At 64.9% G+C, this 18,541-nt stretch carries 16 protein-coding genes; 3 read left to right on the top strand and 13 right to left on the bottom strand.

All coding sequences use genetic code 11. From position 1 onward, the window contains the following. Positions 1 to 311 precede the first annotated feature (311 nt). The 9 genes from ACTQZK_RS10085 to ACTQZK_RS10125 all read right to left on the bottom strand — a co-directional run bounded on the left by ACTQZK_RS10085 (position 312) and on the right by ACTQZK_RS10125 (position 10,478). Positions 312 to 1,283, bottom strand: coding sequence for a radical SAM protein (locus tag ACTQZK_RS10085; RefSeq protein ID WP_114567945.1), 972 nt, complete (start codon positions 1,281 to 1,283; stop codon positions 312 to 314). An 86-nt stretch (positions 1,284 to 1,369) separates the two neighbouring features. Further along, positions 1,370 to 2,362, bottom strand: a complete 993-nt coding sequence (locus tag ACTQZK_RS10090) for an NAD(P)-binding domain-containing protein (protein ID WP_418831260.1) — start codon at positions 2,360 to 2,362, stop codon at positions 1,370 to 1,372. An 8-nt stretch (positions 2,363 to 2,370) separates the two neighbouring features. Then, positions 2,371 to 3,300 (bottom strand): DegV family protein, encoded by a 930-nt coding sequence (locus ACTQZK_RS10095; protein ID WP_114567943.1) that lies wholly within the window; start codon positions 3,298 to 3,300, stop codon positions 2,371 to 2,373. Between the two features lie 58 nt (positions 3,301 to 3,358). After that, positions 3,359 to 4,261, bottom strand: a complete 903-nt coding sequence (locus ACTQZK_RS10100) for a DegV family protein (protein ID WP_441899588.1) — start codon at positions 4,259 to 4,261, stop codon at positions 3,359 to 3,361. A 67-nt stretch (positions 4,262 to 4,328) separates the two neighbouring features. Further along, positions 4,329 to 5,786: a nicotinate phosphoribosyltransferase gene (locus tag ACTQZK_RS10105; RefSeq protein WP_428420797.1), complete on the bottom strand. Its 1,458-nt coding sequence runs from the start codon at positions 5,784 to 5,786 to the stop codon at positions 4,329 to 4,331. A gap of 15 nt (positions 5,787 to 5,801) precedes the next feature. Next, positions 5,802 to 7,355 carry a PSP1 domain-containing protein gene (locus ACTQZK_RS10110; RefSeq protein WP_418830210.1) on the bottom strand — a complete coding sequence of 518 codons (1,554 nt, stop codon included), beginning with the start codon at positions 7,353 to 7,355 and terminating at the stop codon, positions 5,802 to 5,804. Between the two features lie 11 nt (positions 7,356 to 7,366). Beyond that, entirely contained in the window at positions 7,367 to 8,542 is a 1,176-nt protein-coding gene (gene holB / locus ACTQZK_RS10115; protein ID WP_441899590.1) for a DNA polymerase III subunit delta', read from the bottom strand. 3 nt (positions 8,543 to 8,545) lie between these two features. Beyond that, positions 8,546 to 9,319 (bottom strand): dTMP kinase, encoded by a 774-nt coding sequence (tmk, locus tag ACTQZK_RS10120; RefSeq protein ID WP_441899592.1) that lies wholly within the window; start codon positions 9,317 to 9,319, stop codon positions 8,546 to 8,548. Positions 9,320 to 9,323: 4 nt separating this feature from the next. After that, entirely contained in the window at positions 9,324 to 10,478 is a 1,155-nt protein-coding gene (locus tag ACTQZK_RS10125; RefSeq protein WP_441899594.1) for an NAD(P)-dependent malic enzyme, read from the bottom strand. A gap of 274 nt (positions 10,479 to 10,752) precedes the next feature. On the opposite strand from ACTQZK_RS10125, the gene ACTQZK_RS10130 reads away from it, so the two are divergent. Both ACTQZK_RS10130 and ACTQZK_RS10135 read left to right on the top strand, forming a co-directional pair. After that, on the top strand, positions 10,753 to 11,634 hold the full coding sequence (locus ACTQZK_RS10130) for a fumarate hydratase (RefSeq protein WP_418830216.1): 882 nt from the start codon (positions 10,753 to 10,755) through the stop codon (positions 11,632 to 11,634). After that, positions 11,631 to 12,230 carry a FumA C-terminus/TtdB family hydratase beta subunit gene (locus ACTQZK_RS10135; RefSeq protein WP_441899596.1) on the top strand — a complete coding sequence of 200 codons (600 nt, stop codon included), beginning with the start codon at positions 11,631 to 11,633 and terminating at the stop codon, positions 12,228 to 12,230. Before ACTQZK_RS10130 ends, ACTQZK_RS10135 begins: the two co-directional genes overlap by 4 nt. A 124-nt stretch (positions 12,231 to 12,354) precedes the next feature. Here ACTQZK_RS10135 and ACTQZK_RS10140 read toward each other — a convergent pair whose 3' ends face one another. Then, positions 12,355 to 14,874 carry a DNA topoisomerase I gene (locus ACTQZK_RS10140; RefSeq protein ID WP_441899598.1) on the bottom strand — a complete coding sequence of 840 codons (2,520 nt, stop codon included), beginning with the start codon at positions 14,872 to 14,874 and terminating at the stop codon, positions 12,355 to 12,357. Between the two features lie 463 nt (positions 14,875 to 15,337). Between ACTQZK_RS10140 and ACTQZK_RS10145 the strand changes: the two genes are divergently transcribed. Then, positions 15,338 to 15,817, top strand: coding sequence for a hypothetical protein (locus ACTQZK_RS10145; protein ID WP_216529807.1), 480 nt, complete (start codon positions 15,338 to 15,340; stop codon positions 15,815 to 15,817). A gap of 88 nt (positions 15,818 to 15,905) precedes the next feature. Here the strand turns inward: ACTQZK_RS10145 and ACTQZK_RS10150 are convergent, their stop codons facing one another. From ACTQZK_RS10150 to ACTQZK_RS10160, 3 genes are read right to left on the bottom strand one after another with little or no spacing between them, the layout of a single operon-like run. After that, positions 15,906 to 16,568, bottom strand: coding sequence for an amino acid ABC transporter permease (locus ACTQZK_RS10150; RefSeq protein ID WP_418830225.1), 663 nt, complete (start codon positions 16,566 to 16,568; stop codon positions 15,906 to 15,908). Beyond that, entirely contained in the window at positions 16,565 to 17,713 is a 1,149-nt protein-coding gene (locus tag ACTQZK_RS10155) for an amino acid ABC transporter permease (protein ID WP_225748869.1), read from the bottom strand. Before ACTQZK_RS10155 ends, ACTQZK_RS10150 begins: the two co-directional genes overlap by 4 nt. Further along, complete coding sequence (locus ACTQZK_RS10160) at positions 17,706 to 18,539, bottom strand: transporter substrate-binding domain-containing protein (RefSeq protein WP_114567946.1); 834 nt, start codon at positions 18,537 to 18,539, stop codon at positions 17,706 to 17,708. The genes ACTQZK_RS10155 and ACTQZK_RS10160 overlap by 8 nt, the downstream gene beginning before the upstream one ends. Between the last annotated feature and the right edge of the window lie 2 nt (positions 18,540 to 18,541).

Below are 18,541 nucleotides of genomic sequence, written 5' to 3' on the forward strand. Positions count from 1 at the left end.
TGTTAGGCACGCCGCCAGCGTTCATCCTGAGCCAGGATCAAACTCTCCGTTTAAAAGAGTGCGGCATCGCTGCCGCGTTCGATCTTGGTTTCCCGCCGCCCGCTCCCCCGAAGGGTCCGCGGCCGGCCGGGGTCCGTCTCATGCGGATCCGTTCACTTGGCTTTTTTCTCGCTTGTTATGCTTCTCAGTATCCGGTTTTCAAGGTTCTCCGCCTGGGGCCGAAGCCCGAAGCGCAAGGAGATATACTACCCGTGCCCCCGCCCGGCGTCAAGAACTTTTTTCGAAAAGTTTGGAAATTTGCTCAGCTGAAGCTATTCCGAATCACCGCTATGCACTCCCACCAGGTCGAACGGCGGAATAAAGCTGTCTTCGGCAGCGCCCCCCTCTTGCCAAAAGTAATCCTCGATGCCAAGAGCATCTGCGAAATCAAGGAGAAGCTCGTATTCGCGGTCGGGAACGCGGTGCGCCAATTCCGGGCATCTGTCCAAACATGCCGCCGCCCGTGCATCGCCCGAAGCGGCCGCTTCGGGCAAAACCGGCGTGTACTGGTTCATGAGCGACAGCAACACGCTGTCCGCGAAGCGCTCGCGGATCAAGCGCACGACGCGCTTGGAATCTTCCAACGCGCCCGGCAGCATAAGGTGGCGCACCACCACGCCGCCGATAAGGCGACGCTCGCCGTCCACCTCGTCGAACCGAGGAGGACCGGCTTCTTCCACCATGGCCTCGAGCGCAGCAAGGGCGACGGCAGGGTAATCGGGGGCGTTCGAGTAGCGCGCGGCCAAGGCGGGATCGGCGTACTTGAAATCGGTCAGATACGCATCGACGACGCCTGCGTTCGCCCGCACGCTGCGAACCGTCTCGTACCCCGAGGTGTTCCATACGACCGGCACCGTCAGACCGAGGGCGCGCGCCTTTTCAACGGCCGCCCTCGCCTGCAAGGCGTACTGGGTCGGAGTGACGAAGTTCACGTTGAGCGCGCCCTGCCCTTCGAGCTCCAAGCATATATCCGCCAGGCGATCGACGCCGATAGGCGCGCCCGCGCCCCCTACGGCGATGACCGCGTTCTGGCAATACGAGCAGCGCAGCGGGCAGCCGGCGAAGAACACGGTGCCGCTGCCCCGCGTCCCACTGATGGGAGGTTCTTCCCAAAAATGCAGCGCAGCGCGCGCAACCATCAGCTTGTCGTCCGCCCCGCACGCGCCGCGCTTTCCCGCATAGCGGTTTGCGCCGCAGGCGCGCGGGCACAGGTCGCACGCGGCGGGAAGCATGATGTCGGTCATAGTGCTTTCCCCTATCGATCGACGAAACCGAATCTCGCGTCCGCCCTCGACATTGCAAGGCTTCGGCGATCCCGGACCGCCGAACCTTAGTTAGCCGAATATCCGGGATAGATCGAATACCCCGAATACGGGTCGTCCCCGGAATGATCGTGACCGCACCCGCAGCCGTCCTCGACGTCGTCGTACTCGGAAAACCCGAGGTCGTCCGAAGCGTCGCCGTACGTCTGCTCGGCGCGCGTCCAGTCAAGCCCCTCGGCCGCGCAGGCAGATTCGTCGCCGTACACCAACGACAGGGCGGAGGGCGCTTTCCCGGTTCCGCCGATGACGGCCAAAAGCTCCAGCAGGTGCAGGCACGCTTCGCCCTGGGGCAGTATCAGGTCCACGTCGTCGGCGGCCGTCAAAGCAGCCGACAGTTCGGACATGAGCATCTCCACCGTATAGGTGCCCGCGAAGCTGCCGGTCTCGACCGCCGCAAGAACCTGCTCGGCAACCGGCGTTGCAGCGCCCACGCGTCCGACCCCGCGACCGGGAACCGCCGACGAACGCCGAACGACGCGGTACAGAGCATCCGCCTCGATGGCGGAAATAACCTGAGCCGTGGTCTGCAGCGTGTACGCCGCGCGCGCAAGCTGCGCCGACCCCGGGCCGCCCGTATCCTGCACATCCCCTGCAAGGGCCTCCACCACGGGAAGCGCTCGCTGCACGGCGTCCTCCTCGCCTCCCACGAGGCACGCAAGGTTGTCCTTCTTGGCGAACGCATCGGGAAGAGACAGGTCGAGCACGATAAGCGGGGCTTCCACGGAAACCAAATCGCTTACCACGGCCACCGCGTTAAGCTCGCGCGCGAAGCTCGGGGTGGACGAGGACAGGTCGACCAGCAGGGTGCCCGGGCAAGCCGACTGGATCAAGCCGCTTTCGTCGAAGTACGCATCCTCCAAGGCGGTCTGCGTCGTGTAGTACGTGATCACCGTATCGGCTTCGGCGACGCTCTCCGCGCGGCTGCATCCTGCAGCCTCCATGCGCGCCTCCACCATGGCGCCCACCGTCTGGTCCCCTACAAACGCATACGTGCTCTCCATTGAAATCCTCACTCCCCGCCCTTTACCTTCTTCGCGATGCGGTCCGCCACGGACAGCTCCTCGCGCTTGTCGTTTCCCCAGAACACCACTGCGATCATGCCGGGCCCCACATGGCTTCCGATGACCGGCCCGATACTGCTCTCCAGAAACAGGATGCTGTCGTCTTCCTTCGCGAGCGCGTCTTTCAGTCGCGCCGCATCCTTCGGGCAATCGGCATTGCCGATGACCACGAAACGACCCGGCCGGGAATCGGCTTTGCGCTTGTGGTAGTAATCGGCTAGCTGCTTGATTCCCTTCTTCCGTCCGCGCGCCACGCCCGACAAGGACAGCTTGCCGTCGCAGGTAATGGTGAGCAGCGGCTTCACATCAAGCTTGGAGCCGGCGTATGCAACCGAACCGGGGATGCGCCCGCCCCGGCGAAGGGATTCCAGGTCGTCCACCATGAACTCGGCGTCCACGAAAAAGCGCGCTTCTTCGGCCCAAAGCGCCAGCTCGTGCGCCGTGAGCCCATTGTCGCGCTGACGCAGCGCCTCGTGCACGAGAAGCGCCTCGGCGATCGAAGCCAAACGCGTATCGACCAGGTACAGCTCGGCCTCGGGATGCTCGGCCATCAACTGCTCGTGGACAAGGGCGGCGGCATCGTAGCTGCCCGACAGACCGCTTGAAAAGCTCAGGTACACCGTGGGCACGCCGCTTTCGATAGCGCGCGTGAACGCGTCGCGGAACACCGGCACGGGAACCTGCGCCGTGGTCGGCTCGTCGCCGTCGCGCATAGCCTGGTAGAAATCGTACGCCGACGACGTCTGGTACAGATCGTCCGCATGCTCCCCGTCGCGCATGACGTAGGGGAACTTGATCAACTCGACGCCTTCCCGGTCGACCACCTCGAAGGGCAGGTCGCAACAGGAGTCGATAATAAGGTTGCATTGATGCTGCATAGTAATATGTCTCGCTTCCTTCGCTGTTGAGCGATTTGGACGATGGTTCGTTCGGGCGTTACGACGAAACGACGCGCGTGCGAACCGTAGCCGTCAGCTTTCCGGCTACGGGCGCGGCGCATTCGTACGCCAGTCCGACGGCGGGTCCCACATGCAACCCGATGACGGGGCTCACCGGCAGCACGTCCACCGCGCGGCCGACAAGCGGGTCGATGACTTCGCGCGCCCATTCGACCGCCGGAGCCTTGTCGCCTATGTAATGGACGACCACGTTCTTCAAGCCGCGCTCCTCGACGTCTTGCTTGAACGTCGACACGATCCTTTCGAGGGCCTTCTTGCGCGTGCGGACCTTCGCAAGCGTAGTGGCGGACCCGTCGGTTACCGTCAAGACGGGAGCAAGCTGGATCAGGTTCCCCAAAAGAGCCGCCGCGTTGCCGATGCGGCCTCCTTTCTGCAGAAACGTCAAGGTTTCCGGCGTGAACAGAAAGCGCGTGGACTCGATGCCGGAAAGCGCGGCGGCGGCGCATCCCGCCAGGTCTTCGCCCGCATCGCGTGCGGCAACGGCATCGAGCACGGGCCACGCCTCGTCGAACCCGCACGATGCGGAGTCGATCATGACGTAGGAGAAATGGATGTTGCGCGCCTTCACGGCCCGCGCGGCGCGCACGGCCCCTTCGTACGTGCCCGACAAACCGGTGGAGATGAATATCCCCAGCACGTCGTCGCCAGCGAGCGCCGCCTCTTCGAACGCCCGCTCGAGCGTCAGCTGAGAGGGCTGGCTCGAGGTGGGGATATCGTCGACCATATCGTAGATGCCTGCATAGAACTCGTCGAGATCCATCGTCGCATCGGCGTACTCCACGCCCGCACGGTTCACGAAAAGCGTGATCACCTCGATGCCCGCAGCTTTCGCCATGTCGGCGGGAATGGAGGCCACCGAATCGGTCAGTATCTTGATCATAGCTTCCTTCCTCGAGCTGGAACGGACGACGGCAAACGGGCTGGCGCCCGGCTTCCCTCTATCAAACTTACGCGATGCCCCGCAGCCGCACAACCAAATCGCGACGGCGCTCAAAAAGACCATATTCGAGACCAACGGGATACGTATGCGCATGCAACATGCGCTTCTGGCTCTCATCGAGCGTGGCAAGCCCCGCGCGAGCCCGCTCGCGCGCCGCCAAAGCAGAGCGGAACTCGGGAGCGAGCACCGTTTCGCCAGCACGCGCCAACGGCTTGAGCAGCGTCTCGAAGCACAAGCCCGCGAGGTTTTTCTGTCGCAGGTCATCCGACGGATCCACGATGACCTCGCGCACGCCGACGCCCGCGTTCACGTCGAACACCATATCGCCGGCCAGCCGACCGCCGTCGCAGTAGAAGTAGCGCCGCACGTCCAAAACGCCCGGCGTGGTCAGCTTCGCCGCCGACTCGGATATCTTGATGCGATCCGTCCATGCCGCGTCGCCCGGCGCGCGCGTTGCGGACAGCTTGTAGACGCCGCCCAAGGTGGGCTGGTCGTACGCGCAGGCAAGCTTCGTGCCCACGCCCCATGAGCTCACCTGAGCGCCTTCGTCGCGAATGGACTGGATGGCGTATTCGTCCAAATCGTTCGACAAGACGATGCCGCAGTCGCTCAAACCCGCCTCGTCAAGCATGCGTCGAGCCATCTTCGCAAGCCACGACAAGTCGCCCGAATCGATGCGAATGCCGCTCAAACGCTCGCCGCGGTCGCGCATCTCGAGACCAACCGTAATGGCGTTTTCGATCCCCTGCTCGACATCGTAGGTGTCGACCAGAAGCACGCAGTTCTTCGGAAACGCCTCGGCATAGGCGCGGAAAGCCGTGAGCTCGTCGGGAAACGACATGACCCACGAATGGGCATGCGTCCCCGAAACCGGCAGGTCGAACAGCTTGCCCGCCAGCACGTTCGACGTGGACGCGCATCCGCCCACCACGGCGGCGCGGCTAGCCCACAGGCCGCCGCCCGCGCCCTGCGCACGGCGCAAGCCGAACTCGGCCACGGGGCTTTGAGCGGCCAGGCACACGCGCGCGGCCTTCGTTGCGATAAGCGTCTGGAAGTTCACGCAGTTGAGCAGCGCGGTCTCCACCAACTGGCAATCCATGATGGGCCCGACCACGCGCACGATGGGCTCGTGGGGAAACACGATGGTTCCTTCGGGCACCGCGTCGATGTCGACGTTGAGCCTGAAGGTTCTCAGGTAGTCGAGAAACTCCGGCTTGAACAACGACCCGCCGCCCGGAGCATCGAGCGAGGCCAGATACGCGACATCGTCGTCCGTGAACTCGAACGTATCGACCAGGTCCGCCAGCTGCGCCAGGCCGCATGCCACGGCATAGCCGCCCTTGAACGGGTAATCGCGAAAATACATGTGAAAGCAAGCCTGCGTGTCGCCCTGGCCCGTTTCCCAATACCCCTGAGCCATGGTCAACTGGTACAGATCGGTCAGAAGCTCGTAATCGATCCTCATGAGATCTTGCCCCTCCTAGCTGTTGCTGGCGTTGTCCGCAGAGCCGTTCGATCCGCTCGACGAGCCGTCGCTTCCCGACCGGTGGCTGCGACGACGCGCGCGGCGATGCCCGCCTTCGCCTGCCGGTTTGCCCTGGTCGCTTGCGTTGCGATCCGGACGAGGAGCACCGCCCTGCTTCTGCGGAGACTTCTGCTGGGGCTTCTGCTGACGCAAGCCCGACGACTTCTGGCCGGGACGAGGCCCCTGCTTCTTGGCGTCGCCGGCGCGCGCCGGCTGCTTGGCCTCGCCCGAACGTGGCTGCTGCTTCTTGGCATCGGACGTGCGGGGCTGCTGCTTCTTGGAGCCGCCCTGCTTCTTCTGGCCTTGACCCGGCTGCTGCGACTTCTGCTGGCTGCCCTGGCTCTGGCGGCGCTTGGGGGCTTCGACCGCCTCGGCGGCGCCCGCTTCTCCCCCGACCTTCGTCGAACGACGACGGCGCGGCTTGCGGCCCGAAGGCGAACCGGACTCGGAAACCTTGTTCGAGCCGCCACGACCCCCGCCATTGCGCCCCTGCTGCTTGCCGTTTCCGTTCGACCCGCCGCGCGCGGGCTTCTGCCCACCGCGTCCGGTTCGACGCACGGCGGAAGGATCGGCCAGCTTGTCCGAGCCCGTCAGCTGCGAGGTTGCGAACACCGTGGACTCCCCGGCAACCCCGATAGCCGCCTGGGCCGTCGCGTTCTCCCAAGCCTCCGAGCCCACCACCTTCGGGCGCTGCACGCCTTCCTCGGGCGGATCGAAATCAGCCAGGGGCACCTTCACGGGCTTCTCGCCGTCGACCTTGAGCGTCACCACTTCGCGCGGCACGTCCAGATCGATCACCTTGGCCGTGCCGATAGGGGTTTCCACCTGAGAATTCTGCTTGGGCGCGCGGCTCTTGAAATCCTTGTAGGCATCGAATTCGTAGCGCAGGCAGCACATAAGGCGGCCGCACACGCCCGAGATCTTCTGCGGGTTGAGGGAAAGATCCTGCTCTTTCGCCATGCGGATGGACACGGGGCAGAACTCGCCGCCCAAGCGCTTGCAGCACAGCTCCTGGCCGCAATGGCCCAGCCCTCCCACCATGCGGGCTTCGTCGCGCACGCCGATCTGGCGCATGTCGATGCGCACATGGAAGTACGAGGCCAGCTTTCGCACCAGCTCGCGAAAGTCCACGCGCTCCTCCGCCTCGAAGTAGAAGATGGCTTTGTCGCCGTCGAACAGGTACTCCACCGAAACGGGGTGCATGTCGGCGCTTGCCTCGGCGGCCATCTCCTTGAACACGGGAAGGGCCTCGGCGCTCTTGCGCTCCATGGCGGCCGCTTGAGCCTCGTCCTCGGGCGAAGCGATGCGCTTCACCGGCTTGAGCGGGCTTTTCAGCTTCTTCACCTGAGCTTCGTCAGCCTCGAACACATCGCCCGAAGCCCGGCCGAACTCGATTCCGCGCGCGGTGGACACCACCACGCCGTCGCCGGTGCGCACGTCGAGGTCCCCGGCGTCGAACCAGAGCGTTTTGGGATTGTAGTACAGGTTAACAGGCGCTATGCGAACCATGGCGCACCTCTCTATCTTATCCGGGTCGACGCGCCCGAAGCATGGGGCGCGCGACCGTACAGCGTGTCACGAATTTCGAACAGCATCGCGTCGATGCACGTCTCGGGAGATACATTATACGAGATAGCCTCGTCGCAGCGACGCACGCACGCCAACGCCGCGGCAGCGCGCGCCTCGTCGGTAACCGCCGCCGTTTCGGCGATGGACTCGCGCACGTCCACGTTTATGACGAGCTCCGGCGTTTCCGCGCACACGGCCACGACGTCGCGCAGCCACGAGCGCACGACGGCGGTCAGATGCCGCAGCGACTCGAAGGTCTTCGCCGTCAGCTGGCGCTTGTTGCGCGCCTCGATTTGACGGATGGCCGACTTCGCCAGGAAATCGGCGTTCTCGGCCAGCTCCTGCTCCTGTTCGGCCCGCACCACGTCGAGCGGCGCCTTGACCAGTACCACCAGCTCGCTTGCGAACCCGATGACGTCCCAATCGTCCGCTTTACGCAGGCAGCCGACCACTTCGAGCACGCGTCGGCGAAAGCCCAAGCGCTCGTTGGACTTGAGGAATTCCACGGCGTGCGTGATGGACCCGTTGCATGCTTCGAGCGCCATGCGGGCCTGTTCGAGCGAGGCGCCCGAATTCTGCACGATGATGCCGGCGGCTTCGCTGGCCGGGATGGTGCGAAACGGCACCACCTGGCAACGCGAGAGAATGGTGGGCAGCACGCTTTCGCGCGTACGGCCGAGCAGGATGAGCACGACATCCGACGGAGGCTCTTCGAGCGTCTTGAGAAACGCGTTCGCCGCCTGCACGCCCAGAAGGTCCACGCGATCGAGGATGTATATCTTCTTCTTGGCCTGAATGGGAGCGAACGACGTGTCGGAAACGATGTCGCGAATTTGCTCCACCAAGTACCCGCTGGCACCTTCCGGCGCGAAATAGCGCACGTCAGGGTGCTTTTTGCGCATGATGCGCCGACACGCGTCGCATGCGCCGCAGTTGCCGCCGCGCGGGCCTTGCGGACCCTTCGGGCACAGAACCGCCTGGGCGAACGCGTAGGCCGCAAGCGTCTTGTTCGACCCAGCCGGACCCGTGAACAGGTACGCATGGCTCACTTTGTCCTGGGATACCGTGGCGCGCAAGAACTCGCGCACCTTCGGCTGCCCCAGTATGTTCTCGAACGCGTCGGCCACGGATCAGACCCCCTGCGACGCGCCCGGCGCGCTTTCGGCGGACGATCGCAGCCCCGCGCGACCGACCTGGCTGCGCTTCACATCCAGGCGATCGAAAAACGCAGGGTCGCGCTGCTCGACGTCGGCCATCCAGGGAAACAAGTCCTTCAACTGCGAGAACACAGCCGAAGCGGTACGCGACTTGCGATCGGCCGAGGTCACTACGCGAACACGATCGGGATCGCGTCGCGCGATGTCCATGAACGCCTCGTTCACGCGCGCGTGGAACTCTTCGCCCGCGCGCTCGAGGCGATCGGCGCCGCGATGCGTCGCCCGCGCAAGACCCGTGCGCGCCGTGCCGCCCGTGGCCATGAGGATGGTCCGGTCGGGCCGCAGCCCTTGGCAGGCAAAAGCGTTCGCCCCGTCCACGAATTCGCGCGAAAGCCCGCGACCGTATGCCTGGTAGGCAACCGTGGAATCCGTGAACCGGTCGCACAGCACCACCACGCCGCGCGCAAGCGCAGGCGCGATAACCTGCTTCACCAGCTGGGCGCGCGCGGCTTCGTAGATCAGCAGCTCGGCTTCGTCGGTCATGGCGACGTTGCGCGGGTCGAGCACCACGGCACGCAGTTGCTCGCCGATGTCGGTGCCGCCGGGCTCGCGCAGGCACAGCACTTCGTGACCGTGCGCGCGCAGCGCTTCTGCTAGAAAACGAATGTGGGTGGTCTTGCCGGCGCCTTCGCCCCCCTCGAACGTTATGAAGATGCCCCGCGGGGCAAGATCTTGCGTTTCGGGCATGCCGCTAATCCTCCACGCAGTCCTTGACCGCCTTCGCCACGCACTCCACTGCGCGCGGGTCGAACGGCTCGGGCATGATGAAGTCCTCGCACAGCTCCTCGTCGGACACGAGCCCGGCCAGCGCTTCGGCAGCCGCCAGCTTCATGGTCTCGGTAATGCGCGTCGCGCGTCCCTCGAGCGCGCCCTTGAAGATGCCGGGGAACGCCACCACGTTGTTGATCTGGTTCGGGAAATCGGAGCGGCCGGTGCCCACGACGCGCGCGCCGGCGGCCTTGGCCACGTCCGGGTAGATCTCAGGATCGGGGTTGGCCATGGCGAACAGGATGGCGTCGTCGTTCATGGAGCGAACCATGTCGGCGCTGACCAGGTTCGGCGCGGACACGCCCACGAACACGTCGGCGCCTGCCAAGGCGTCGGCCAGCGAGCCTTCGGCGTCGGACAGGTTCGTTACTTCCAGCATGGCGCGCTGGGCCTCGTTGATGCCCTGGGACTTCGAGCAGATGATGCCGCAACGGTCGACCAGCGTCAGATGGCGGAACCCGTAGCTCAAAAGCAGCTTCGCGATGGCGATGCCCGCCGACCCCGCGCCGTTGACCACCACGCGGCAGTCCTGCTTGCGCTTGCCGGTCAAGCGCAGCGCATTGATGACGCCCGACAGCACCACGATGGCGGTGCCGTGCTGGTCGTCGTGAAACACCGGGATGTCGAGCGCCTCGATCAGGCGCTGCTCGATCTCGAAGCAGCGCGGAGCTGCAATGTCTTCCAGGTTGATGCCGCCGAACGACGGGGCCAGGCGCACCACGGTCTCGACGATCTCGTCGGTGTCCTGCGTGTCCAGGCACAACGGCACCGCGTTCACGCCGCCGAACGCCTTGAACAGCGCGCACTTTCCCTCCATGACCGGCATAGCCGCCAAAGGCCCGATGTTGCCCAGACCCAAGACGGCGCTGCCATCGCTGACCACGGCGACGGTGTTCGCCTTCATCGTGTATTCGTACGCGGCCTGCGGATCCTCCGCGATCTTGCGGCACGGCTCCGCTACGCCCGGCGTGTAGGCCAGCGACAGGGCCTCGCGCGTTGCGATGTCCATCTTCGGGACGGTATCAAGCTTGCCGCGCCATTCCTTGTGCAAGCGCAGCGATTCTTCGTTCAAGTTCATGCTCTATCCTTCGGCTGATTTCGGCGATCGCGTACAATTATATACCTTCGCGCGCCGGGAGGGGCGGCCCCGCGCTGCCGGAGGCGCTTTCTTGGGCCGCGCTGATGCAAAAAAACACATGCGCGCCCGAAACGAGGCCCGGCGGCATGCAGCGGCGCGGGCATGCCGGCAGCATCGACCGTCCGGGGGAAGCCGGCGCCCGAAGACGAGCGGCGCGGCCGCGCCGCGCCTCCGTGGTAGAATAGCCCGAACCCCAAGCGAAGGAGAACCGCCTATGACGCACCCGCAACGAAAGCCGGGGCCGACCGCTGAAGCGGTGGCCGACGCCGTCTACCAAAGCATCGTCGAATGCGCTGTGACGCTGCGCGAAGACGTTCGAGCCGGCATCGAGCGCGCGAGAGAAACGGAACGCGAGCCGCGCGCGCGGGCAGTGCTGGGCCAAGTGCTCGAAAACGCACGCATCGCGCAGCAGGACGGCGTGCCGATCTGCCAGGACACGGGCACGGTCTGGGTCAGCCTGGAGGTCGGCGAAGACCTCATGCTGCCCGGAAACGCGCTTTCGCTGGTAAACGACGCCGTCGCGCGAGCCTACGCGGACGCGCGCCTGCGCATGAGCGTGGTGCGCGACGCCCTGACCGACCGAACCAACACGTCCGACAACACTCCGGCGTTCACGGAAGTCAGCTTCCGTCCCGGAAAGGGCGCCACCCTGCACGTAATGCTGAAAGGCGGCGGGTCGGACAACGCCTCCCGCGTGGTCATGCTGGCTCCGGGAGCCGGAGCCGAAGGCGTGCGCCGAACGGTTCTCGAATGCGTGCGCGAGAAGGCTGCGAACGCGTGCCCCCCGCTCATCGTCGGCGTAGGCGTAGGCGGCACGTTCGACAAGGTGGCGGGCCTGGCGAAGCACGCGCTGCTCAGGCCGATCGGAAGCCCGGCGGCCACGCCCGAAACGGCCCGGTTCGAAGACGAGCTGCTGCGCGCCGTGAACGCAACCGGCATAGGGCCCGCAGCCCTTGGCGGCTCGACCACCGCCTTGGCCGTGCACGTGGAAACGGCCCCCTGCCACATCGCCGCGCTGCCCGTAGCCGTGAACATGGGCTGCTGCGCCATGCGAACCGCATCCGTCGAGCTGATTTCCTGGAGTGATGAACGATGAACGAGCTTTCACGTTGCAAATCCGACGCCCCTGCGGACCAAAGCGAGCCGAGCGCCGTCCATCTGACGTTACCCCTTGATCGCGAGCAGGTCGGCCGCCTGAAGGCCGGGCAGGAAGTGCGCCTCTCAGGACCCGTCTACACCATGCGCGACGCCGGGCATGCGCGCGCGCTCGAAGCGCTGCGCGCGGACGGGCGCCTGCCGTACGACCTAGAAGGGCAGACGCTGTTCTACGCCGGTCCCACCCCTGCCGCCGCGGGCAGGCCCCTTGGGTCGGTGGGTCCCACCACGGCGAGCCGCATGGACTTCGCCACGCCCGCGCTCATGGATGCGGGCGTGATCGCGTGCATCGGGAAGGGAAAGCGCGCAGCCGACGTCATCGACGCTTGCGTGCGCAACGGCAGCGCGTACTTTGCGGCAGTCGGCGGCATCGCCGCGCTGCTGGCCACCCACGTGGTCGCAAGCGAGACGATAGCCTGGGAAGACCTGGGGACCGAGGCGCTGCGCCGTCTGACGCTGCAAGACTTCCCCTGCTTCGTGGCGGTGGACGCCCAGGGGACCGACCTGTACCGCGCCATCGAGAACGCGCAAGCGTAGCCCGCAACGCATCGGACCGGCGCGTTGCGGCACGAGCGAGCGGAAGCCGAGCAGCCGTCATCCACGTCGAAGGGCCCCGTCATGCGGGGCCCTTCGACGTTAGGATCGGTCGTTCGCGATCACGCTATTTCTTTGCAGCCGGCTTCTTCGCCGGAGCCATCTTGGCGCTGCTTTTCGCAGGCGCCTTCTTGGCGGGAGCCTTGCCCTTGGCGCCCTTCGCCTCGTCCTGCTCCTTGCCCGGACAATCGAAGTTCGGGCACAGCTTCCAGGGACCGCGGTTCGTGGTGACGACGACCATCGGCGCGCCGCAGTGCTCGCACACCTCGTCGGTGGCGGCAAGGGCGCCGTACTGGGGCAGCGGGTAGCCCGTGCCGCAATCGTCGTAGTTCTCGCAGCGGATGAAGCGCTTCAAGGTGCGGGGGTTCTTCTGCGCGATCAGCTTCGCGGCGATGCCCTTCTCCTTGCAGGCCGGGCACTCGCCCACCACCACGTCGGGTTCTTTGTTGGTGGAGCAATGCGGATCGATGCAGATGGTACGCGGCTTCGAGCGAAACGCCGTCACCTTCACTTGAGGCATGCCGCAGGTCGGGCACGGCTCGGGCACAGCCTCCACCTTGCCCTTCGGCAAGGGGTAGGTCACGTCGCAATCGGGCCAGCCGGCGCAGCCGATGAACATGCTGCGCGTCTTCTGCGACGCGCGCAGCTGCAGGTCCTTGCCGCATTTCGGGCACGGACCCACGTACGCGTCGGCGGCCACGGCGTCGGCCAGGGCATCTTTGACCTCCTCCGAATGCGGCAGCAAGCTGGCCAGCTGCTCGGCCAGAAGGTTGCGGCTCGTGGTGACCACGTCGGTCTTCGTGGTGCGTCCCTCGGCGATGCGGTCCATCTCCTCTTCCAGCTCGGCCGTCATCTCGGGGTGCGTGATGTGCGGGGCGAACTTGTCGAGCGCGTCGCATACGGCCATGCCCAGCTGGCTGGGCTCGATGGGGTCGTTCTGGATGTACTTCACCGTGTACAAGCGCTCGATGATGGCGTGGCGCGTGGACTTCGTGCCCAGGCCCAGCTTCTCCATCTCCTGGATGAGTTTGCCTTGGCTGTAGCGCGCGGGCGGCTCGGTCTGCTTCTTCGTGCAGGTGGCACCGCCGAACGCGATCGCCTGCCCCTCGGAAAGGACGGGCAGCTGCTCGTCCTTCTTCAGCCCGTAGGGGTAGATCGCGCGGAACCCGGGCTTCACCAGCACGTCGCCCTTCGCAACGAACGGCTCGGCGTTCACGTCGAGCGTGACCTTCGTGCCCTCCACCACGGCAGGTTCGGACAGCGTGGCCAGGAACCGGCGCGCGATCAGGTTGTACAGCTTGTAGTCGGCGGGCGCCAGGTCGTCAGGAGTGGCTTTTGCCGTGGGGTAGATAGGCGGGTGGTCCGTCGTCTCCTTCTTGCCGCGCGTAGCCGTGAGCTGGTCTTTCGCCAACAGCTCTTTACAATACGGCGCGTAAGCCGGATTCCCGGAAATAGCCTTCACGGTTTCCGCCAAATCGAGCGAAGACGGGTACACCGTGTTGTCGACGCGCGGATAGGATATGTAGCCGTCCATGTACAGGCTCTCGGCGATGCGCATCGTGCGCGCAGGGCTCAGGCCTTCGGCGGACGCCGCCGCCATGAGCGACGTGGTGTTGAACGGAGCCGGCGGCTGCACCGTGCGCTTGCGCTTCTCGATCGAGGCCACCGTGGCGCTTGCCGCGCCGTCGACGTGAGCCATGACGGCGTTGGCCTCGGCTTCGCTCTTGAAGCGCGCGGTGGCATGCGGTGCCTCGAACGCGTCGGGCTCGGCCCCGAACGCGCCTCGGATCACCCAGTAGTCCTCGGGAACGAACGCAAGGCGCTCGCGCTCCTTCGCCACGATGAGCGCGAGCGTGGGCGTTTGCACGCGACCGGACGAGCGCACGTTGCCGTACCCTGCGAATTTGACGAGCGTCAGGTAGCGCGTGAGCACCGCGCCCCAGATAAGGTCGATGTCCTGGCGCGACGCGCCGGCGCTCGCCAGGTTCACGTCAAGCTCGACCAGGTTGTCGAACGCATGCGTGATCTCCTCTTTCGTGAACGCCGAATACCGCGCGCGCGACACGGGCGCGGTCGGGTTCACCTCTTGCATGCAGCTGAGGGCGTCGCTCCCGATCAGTTCGCCCTCTCGGTCGAAGTCGGTTGCGATCACGATGGAGTCGGCCTTTTTCGCTAGGTTCTTCAAGGAGCGGATGATCTCTTTTTCCTTGGGGAGCTTCTTGATGGGCGCGTACACCAAGTACGGAAGCGCATCCATCTTCCACGCCTTCAGCTCCACGCCGTCCTCGGTGAAGGGCTTCTTCTTTTTGAAAGGGGGCTTCGCAAGCGTGTCGGGCAGGTCCGCGGGAAACGTCTCCCCCTCCTCGGTGACGCCTTGCCAGCCGCCGCGCTTCTTGTACACCATGGCGGGAGTGAAATCGGGCTCCAGGATGTGGCCGCGCAGGCCGATGGTCACCCATTCCTCGCCTTCGACGTCGAATCGGTACACCGGCGTGGAGTACACCTTGTCCGCCTTCGGTTTCTTCACGCCGAGCAAATCGGCGATCTTCTGAGCCGCGTCGTTCTTCTCGGTTACCACCAGCTTCACGCGGTTCCCTCCTGTCTAACCAGCCGCCTTGGCGGCCTCGCATCGTTCACACGGTTGCCCCACCTATTTATTAACGTGTGCGGGGATGAAAACGCGCAAAAGCGCGCTTGCGACGCGCCGTCCGCGACGCAATAGACGCTAGCATACACGATTTTGAGCGAAGGGAGGAGAACTTTACCCAAGCCGAAACGAACCCGACGCCCTTCGCGCGGGCGCTGGCCCGCCGTGCGGCAGGCGTCGCACGGCGCGCGCTTCGCGGCCGAAGGGCCAGTTCCGGAAATCGAGTGGGGATTTCGTCACCAGGCTCTGAAGATGGAGCGGACGTTTCATGAAGCGATCGATTCTCGTATAGGCTATGGTTCGGGATGGCCGCCGAACAGCCCAACAGCCGTTCTCCATCCGATCCAGAAAACGCATCACCGGCGGCGCCCTCGTAGCCCGAGCTCGAAAGGAGACACCTTCGATGAAGAAAGTTCTCGGCGTATTCCTAGGACTCATCGCCCTGCTCATAGCCGGCTCGGTCGCCCTGCTCATGGCGCCTTCCCCAAGCGGAGGCTCTGCCTCAGATCCGGTCTCATCGCTGGTCAGCGACGTGAAGAACAATGCCGCGAACGCGGCCATCGACGCATCGGGCATCAAGTCGAACGTGCAAGACGCCCTTGCCGCGAACAGCGAGGCCATCGCCAACGCAACCGGTTTGAGCACGGCGCAGGTGGAAGAAGCCGTGGCCAGCTTGAACATCGACAGCTGGAAAGCTTCCTCGTTGCCCGCAGAGGCGTCGCCGACGGGTTCGTTCAGCGGCACGTACGGCGGAGTGGAAGCGTCGGTCACCACGTACGACAACCCCGGCTACGTGACCGTGGAAGCCTACGGGCAGCGCATCACGCTGACGGTTCCCGAAAGCGCCCAGCAGTACCTGCCCCTGCTAGGATCCCTGCAGTAGAAGGCCCTACGGCGCCAAAGCGACATGGCCGGAACTCGCGCCCCGGCCGTGTCGGCGTGTCTGGAACCCGCCCCGAAGCGCAAAGACGCTACGCGGTGCGAGCCTGCTTGATCTTTCGCTGGTACGCACGCACGATCTGGGACAGCGTGAAGCACACCACGAAGTACACCAGAGCCATGATGCCGAAGATGACGAAGATCTGAGCCGTGGAGTTGTAGCTGTTCATGAGGATCATGCCGCGGCCCATGAGCTCTTGCAGAGCCATGGCGCCCCACAGGTAGCTCGTATCCTTGATGGTGGTCACGAATTGGGAAAGCAGCGCCGGAACCATGTTGCGCAGCGCCTGCGGCAAGATGATCAGCACATAGGTTTGCGCCCCGGAAAAGCCCTGGCTCTTCGCGGCCTCGTACTGCCCGAACGGCACGCTCGCCAAGCCGCCGCGCACGATCTCGGCCACGCTGGCGCTGGTGAACAGCGTGAAGGCCAGGACGGCTGCGCCGATGGGCGGCAGCTGCGCCACGAAGAACGTGAACATGATCCACAGCAGAAGCGGCGTGTTCTTGAACACCTCGATGTACACGGTCGCAACGCCGCGCAGCACGCGGCTCTTCGACGTGCGCATAACCGAGATGAGAGTTCCCAGCACCACCGAGCACGCGATGGCGAGCGCAGATATGAGCAGCGTCATCCCCAAACCCTGCAGGAGAAAGCGCATGTTCACCCACGTGAACAGAGCGGCGATATCGCTCATCGGTCCTCCTCCCGTCCTTCTTCATCGGTCGCACCCTTGCGCTCCGAACGCTCCGCCTCTTCGCGAGCGGCAGCGCGTCGCTGCTCCAAGCGGCGCAGGGCCCTCGAGCGACCGGTCCTCGTGTGCATGGCGCGTCGTGCGCACGCTTCGTCGCCTGCGCACGACGCGACGATCTCCTGCGCGATCTCCCGGCCGATGTCGTCTGCGATCTCAGCCGCTTGCTTTCCGGTGAACGCCTGCTCAAACGGCCCACGCGCGCCTTGCATCGCCCCGTCTGCGTCTTCGCCCAGCACGTGCAGCGGATGGCGCGGCGACGGAGCCACGCGAGCAGGCGCTATATCGACCGTGCCCAGCATGGTGTCGACTCCGCCGGCCATGGCGTCGGCAGCCGCACGACCCGTGATGTCGTGCGATCCCGGCGTGACTTCGAGCACGTCCTCGGACAGCTCTTCCGTCGCGTCCCCGGTAGCCACGTGCCGATGCGCGCGCGTCCGACGCTCCAGATACAGCGCCAAGCGCGACAACGGAAAACAGATGATGAAGTACAGGATGGCGGCAACCACGTAAGCGGGACCGTAGTAGCTGGTGGATCCCGCAAACGAGTTCGCGAAGTACATAAGCTCGCCACCCGCGATCAACGCGAGCACCGACGTGTTCTTCACAAGGTTGGCGGCCTGCACCGCCAAAGGCGGCATGATGATGCGAATCGCCTGCGGCAAAATGATCACGAACATGGTCTGCCAGTACGAGAACCCCTGGCTTTTCGCCGCCTCGAACTGGCCGCGATGGATGGAACCGATGCCCGAACGCACGACCTCTGAAATGTAGCCGCCATGATAGATGCCGATGGCCAGCACGCCGATCCAGAACGCCGCAAGCGACAATCCCAGAAGCGGGAATATAGCGTAGAACACGAACACCTGCAAAAGCAGGGGCACGTTCTGCACGACCTCCACGTACACGCGCGTGATCCAGCGAAACACCGGTATGCGGGACACGGACAGCACGCCGAACACCACGCCCAGAACCAGTGCGATAAGCAGCGCGAGCACGGAAATGCCAACGGTCATGCCGAATGCGGACAAGATGTCGGGCCAACGCTGGAAAAGCGCCTCCCACTTGAACGGAGCGAAGATATCAAGCATGCGATCCGCCCCCTTGCGCAGCCGCGACGCCGCCTGAAACCCCGTCTTCGGAAAGGCCCCAGCGCGCATACAGCTCGTCAAGCGTGCCGTCGGCCTGCATGGCGGCGATAGCGTCGTCCACCTGCGCCGCCAGCTCGACGTTCGACTTCTTCGTGGCCACGCCGTACTCCTGCGGAGCGAACTGCGTGGTAAGCAGCATGGTCGAGTCGTCCACATAGCCGTTCAGGATCGACCGGTCTACCGAAAACGCATCAACGCGCCCCGTGACCAGCGCTATCTTGATTTCGGGATAGGTGGAGTACTCCGCGAAGCGCATGTGGATACCAATCTCGTCGCCGGCCTGCGCAAGCTTTTCGCGAGTCGTGGCGGAAAGCGCCACGCCCACCGTCTTGCCGTCAAGCCCGGCAAGATCGGCGATGCCCGAGGACTTCTTCACCAGCACGCCGATATGGTCGGTGTAGTACGGACGCGAGAAATTGTAGCTTTTCTTGCGCGTCTCGGTGATGGTGAACGTAGCCAACGTGGCGTCGAGCGTGCCGTTGTCGAGCATTGCCCCGCGCGTGGTCACGTTCACGCCGGTCACCTGCAACGCGTCGGGGCTGCCCTTGATGCGACGCGCCAATTCGCGCGCGATGTCCACTTCCATGCCCTCGATGGTGCCCGTTTCAGGATTCTGGAAGCCGAACGAGGGCACGTCGATTTTGGTGCCCACGCGCAGCACGTCCGCGCCGGACGCGCACCCGGCAAGCGAGCCCGCCGCCCCGCACAGCGCGATCGACCCTACCCCCAGGGCGGATGCGCGCAAGAATGTCCGTCTTGTGATCACGA

The organism is Paraeggerthella sp. LCP19S3_G8 (assembly GCF_052119225.1).
GTDB classification, from domain to species: Bacteria; Actinomycetota; Coriobacteriia; order Coriobacteriales; family Eggerthellaceae; genus Paraeggerthella; species Paraeggerthella hominis.

Coding starts and splice junctions, on each gene's coding strand:
- ACTQZK_RS10085 (WP_114567945.1), bottom strand. CDS start 1,283: ATGACCGACATCATGCTTCCCGCCGCGTGCGACCTGTGCCCGCGCGCC.
- ACTQZK_RS10090 (WP_418831260.1), bottom strand. CDS start 2,362: ATGGAGAGCACGTATGCGTTTGTAGGGGACCAGACGGTGGGCGCCATG.
- ACTQZK_RS10095 (WP_114567943.1), bottom strand. CDS start 3,300: ATGCAGCATCAATGCAACCTTATTATCGACTCCTGTTGCGACCTGCCC.
- ACTQZK_RS10100 (WP_441899588.1), bottom strand. CDS start 4,261: ATGATCAAGATACTGACCGATTCGGTGGCCTCCATTCCCGCCGACATG.
- ACTQZK_RS10105 (WP_428420797.1), bottom strand. CDS start 5,786: ATGAGGATCGATTACGAGCTTCTGACCGATCTGTACCAGTTGACCATG.
- ACTQZK_RS10110 (WP_418830210.1), bottom strand. CDS start 7,355: ATGGTTCGCATAGCGCCTGTTAACCTGTACTACAATCCCAAAACGCTC.
- tmk (WP_441899592.1), bottom strand. CDS start 9,319: ATGCCCGAAACGCAAGATCTTGCCCCGCGGGGCATCTTCATAACGTTC.
- ACTQZK_RS10125 (WP_441899594.1), bottom strand. CDS start 10,478: ATGAACTTGAACGAAGAATCGCTGCGCTTGCACAAGGAATGGCGCGGC.
- ACTQZK_RS10130 (WP_418830216.1), top strand. CDS start 10,753: ATGACGCACCCGCAACGAAAGCCGGGGCCGACCGCTGAAGCGGTGGCC.
- ACTQZK_RS10135 (WP_441899596.1), top strand. CDS start 11,631: ATGAACGAGCTTTCACGTTGCAAATCCGACGCCCCTGCGGACCAAAGC.
- ACTQZK_RS10145 (WP_216529807.1), top strand. CDS start 15,338: ATGAAGAAAGTTCTCGGCGTATTCCTAGGACTCATCGCCCTGCTCATA.
- ACTQZK_RS10150 (WP_418830225.1), bottom strand. CDS start 16,568: ATGAGCGATATCGCCGCTCTGTTCACGTGGGTGAACATGCGCTTTCTC.
- ACTQZK_RS10155 (WP_225748869.1), bottom strand. CDS start 17,713: ATGCTTGATATCTTCGCTCCGTTCAAGTGGGAGGCGCTTTTCCAGCGT.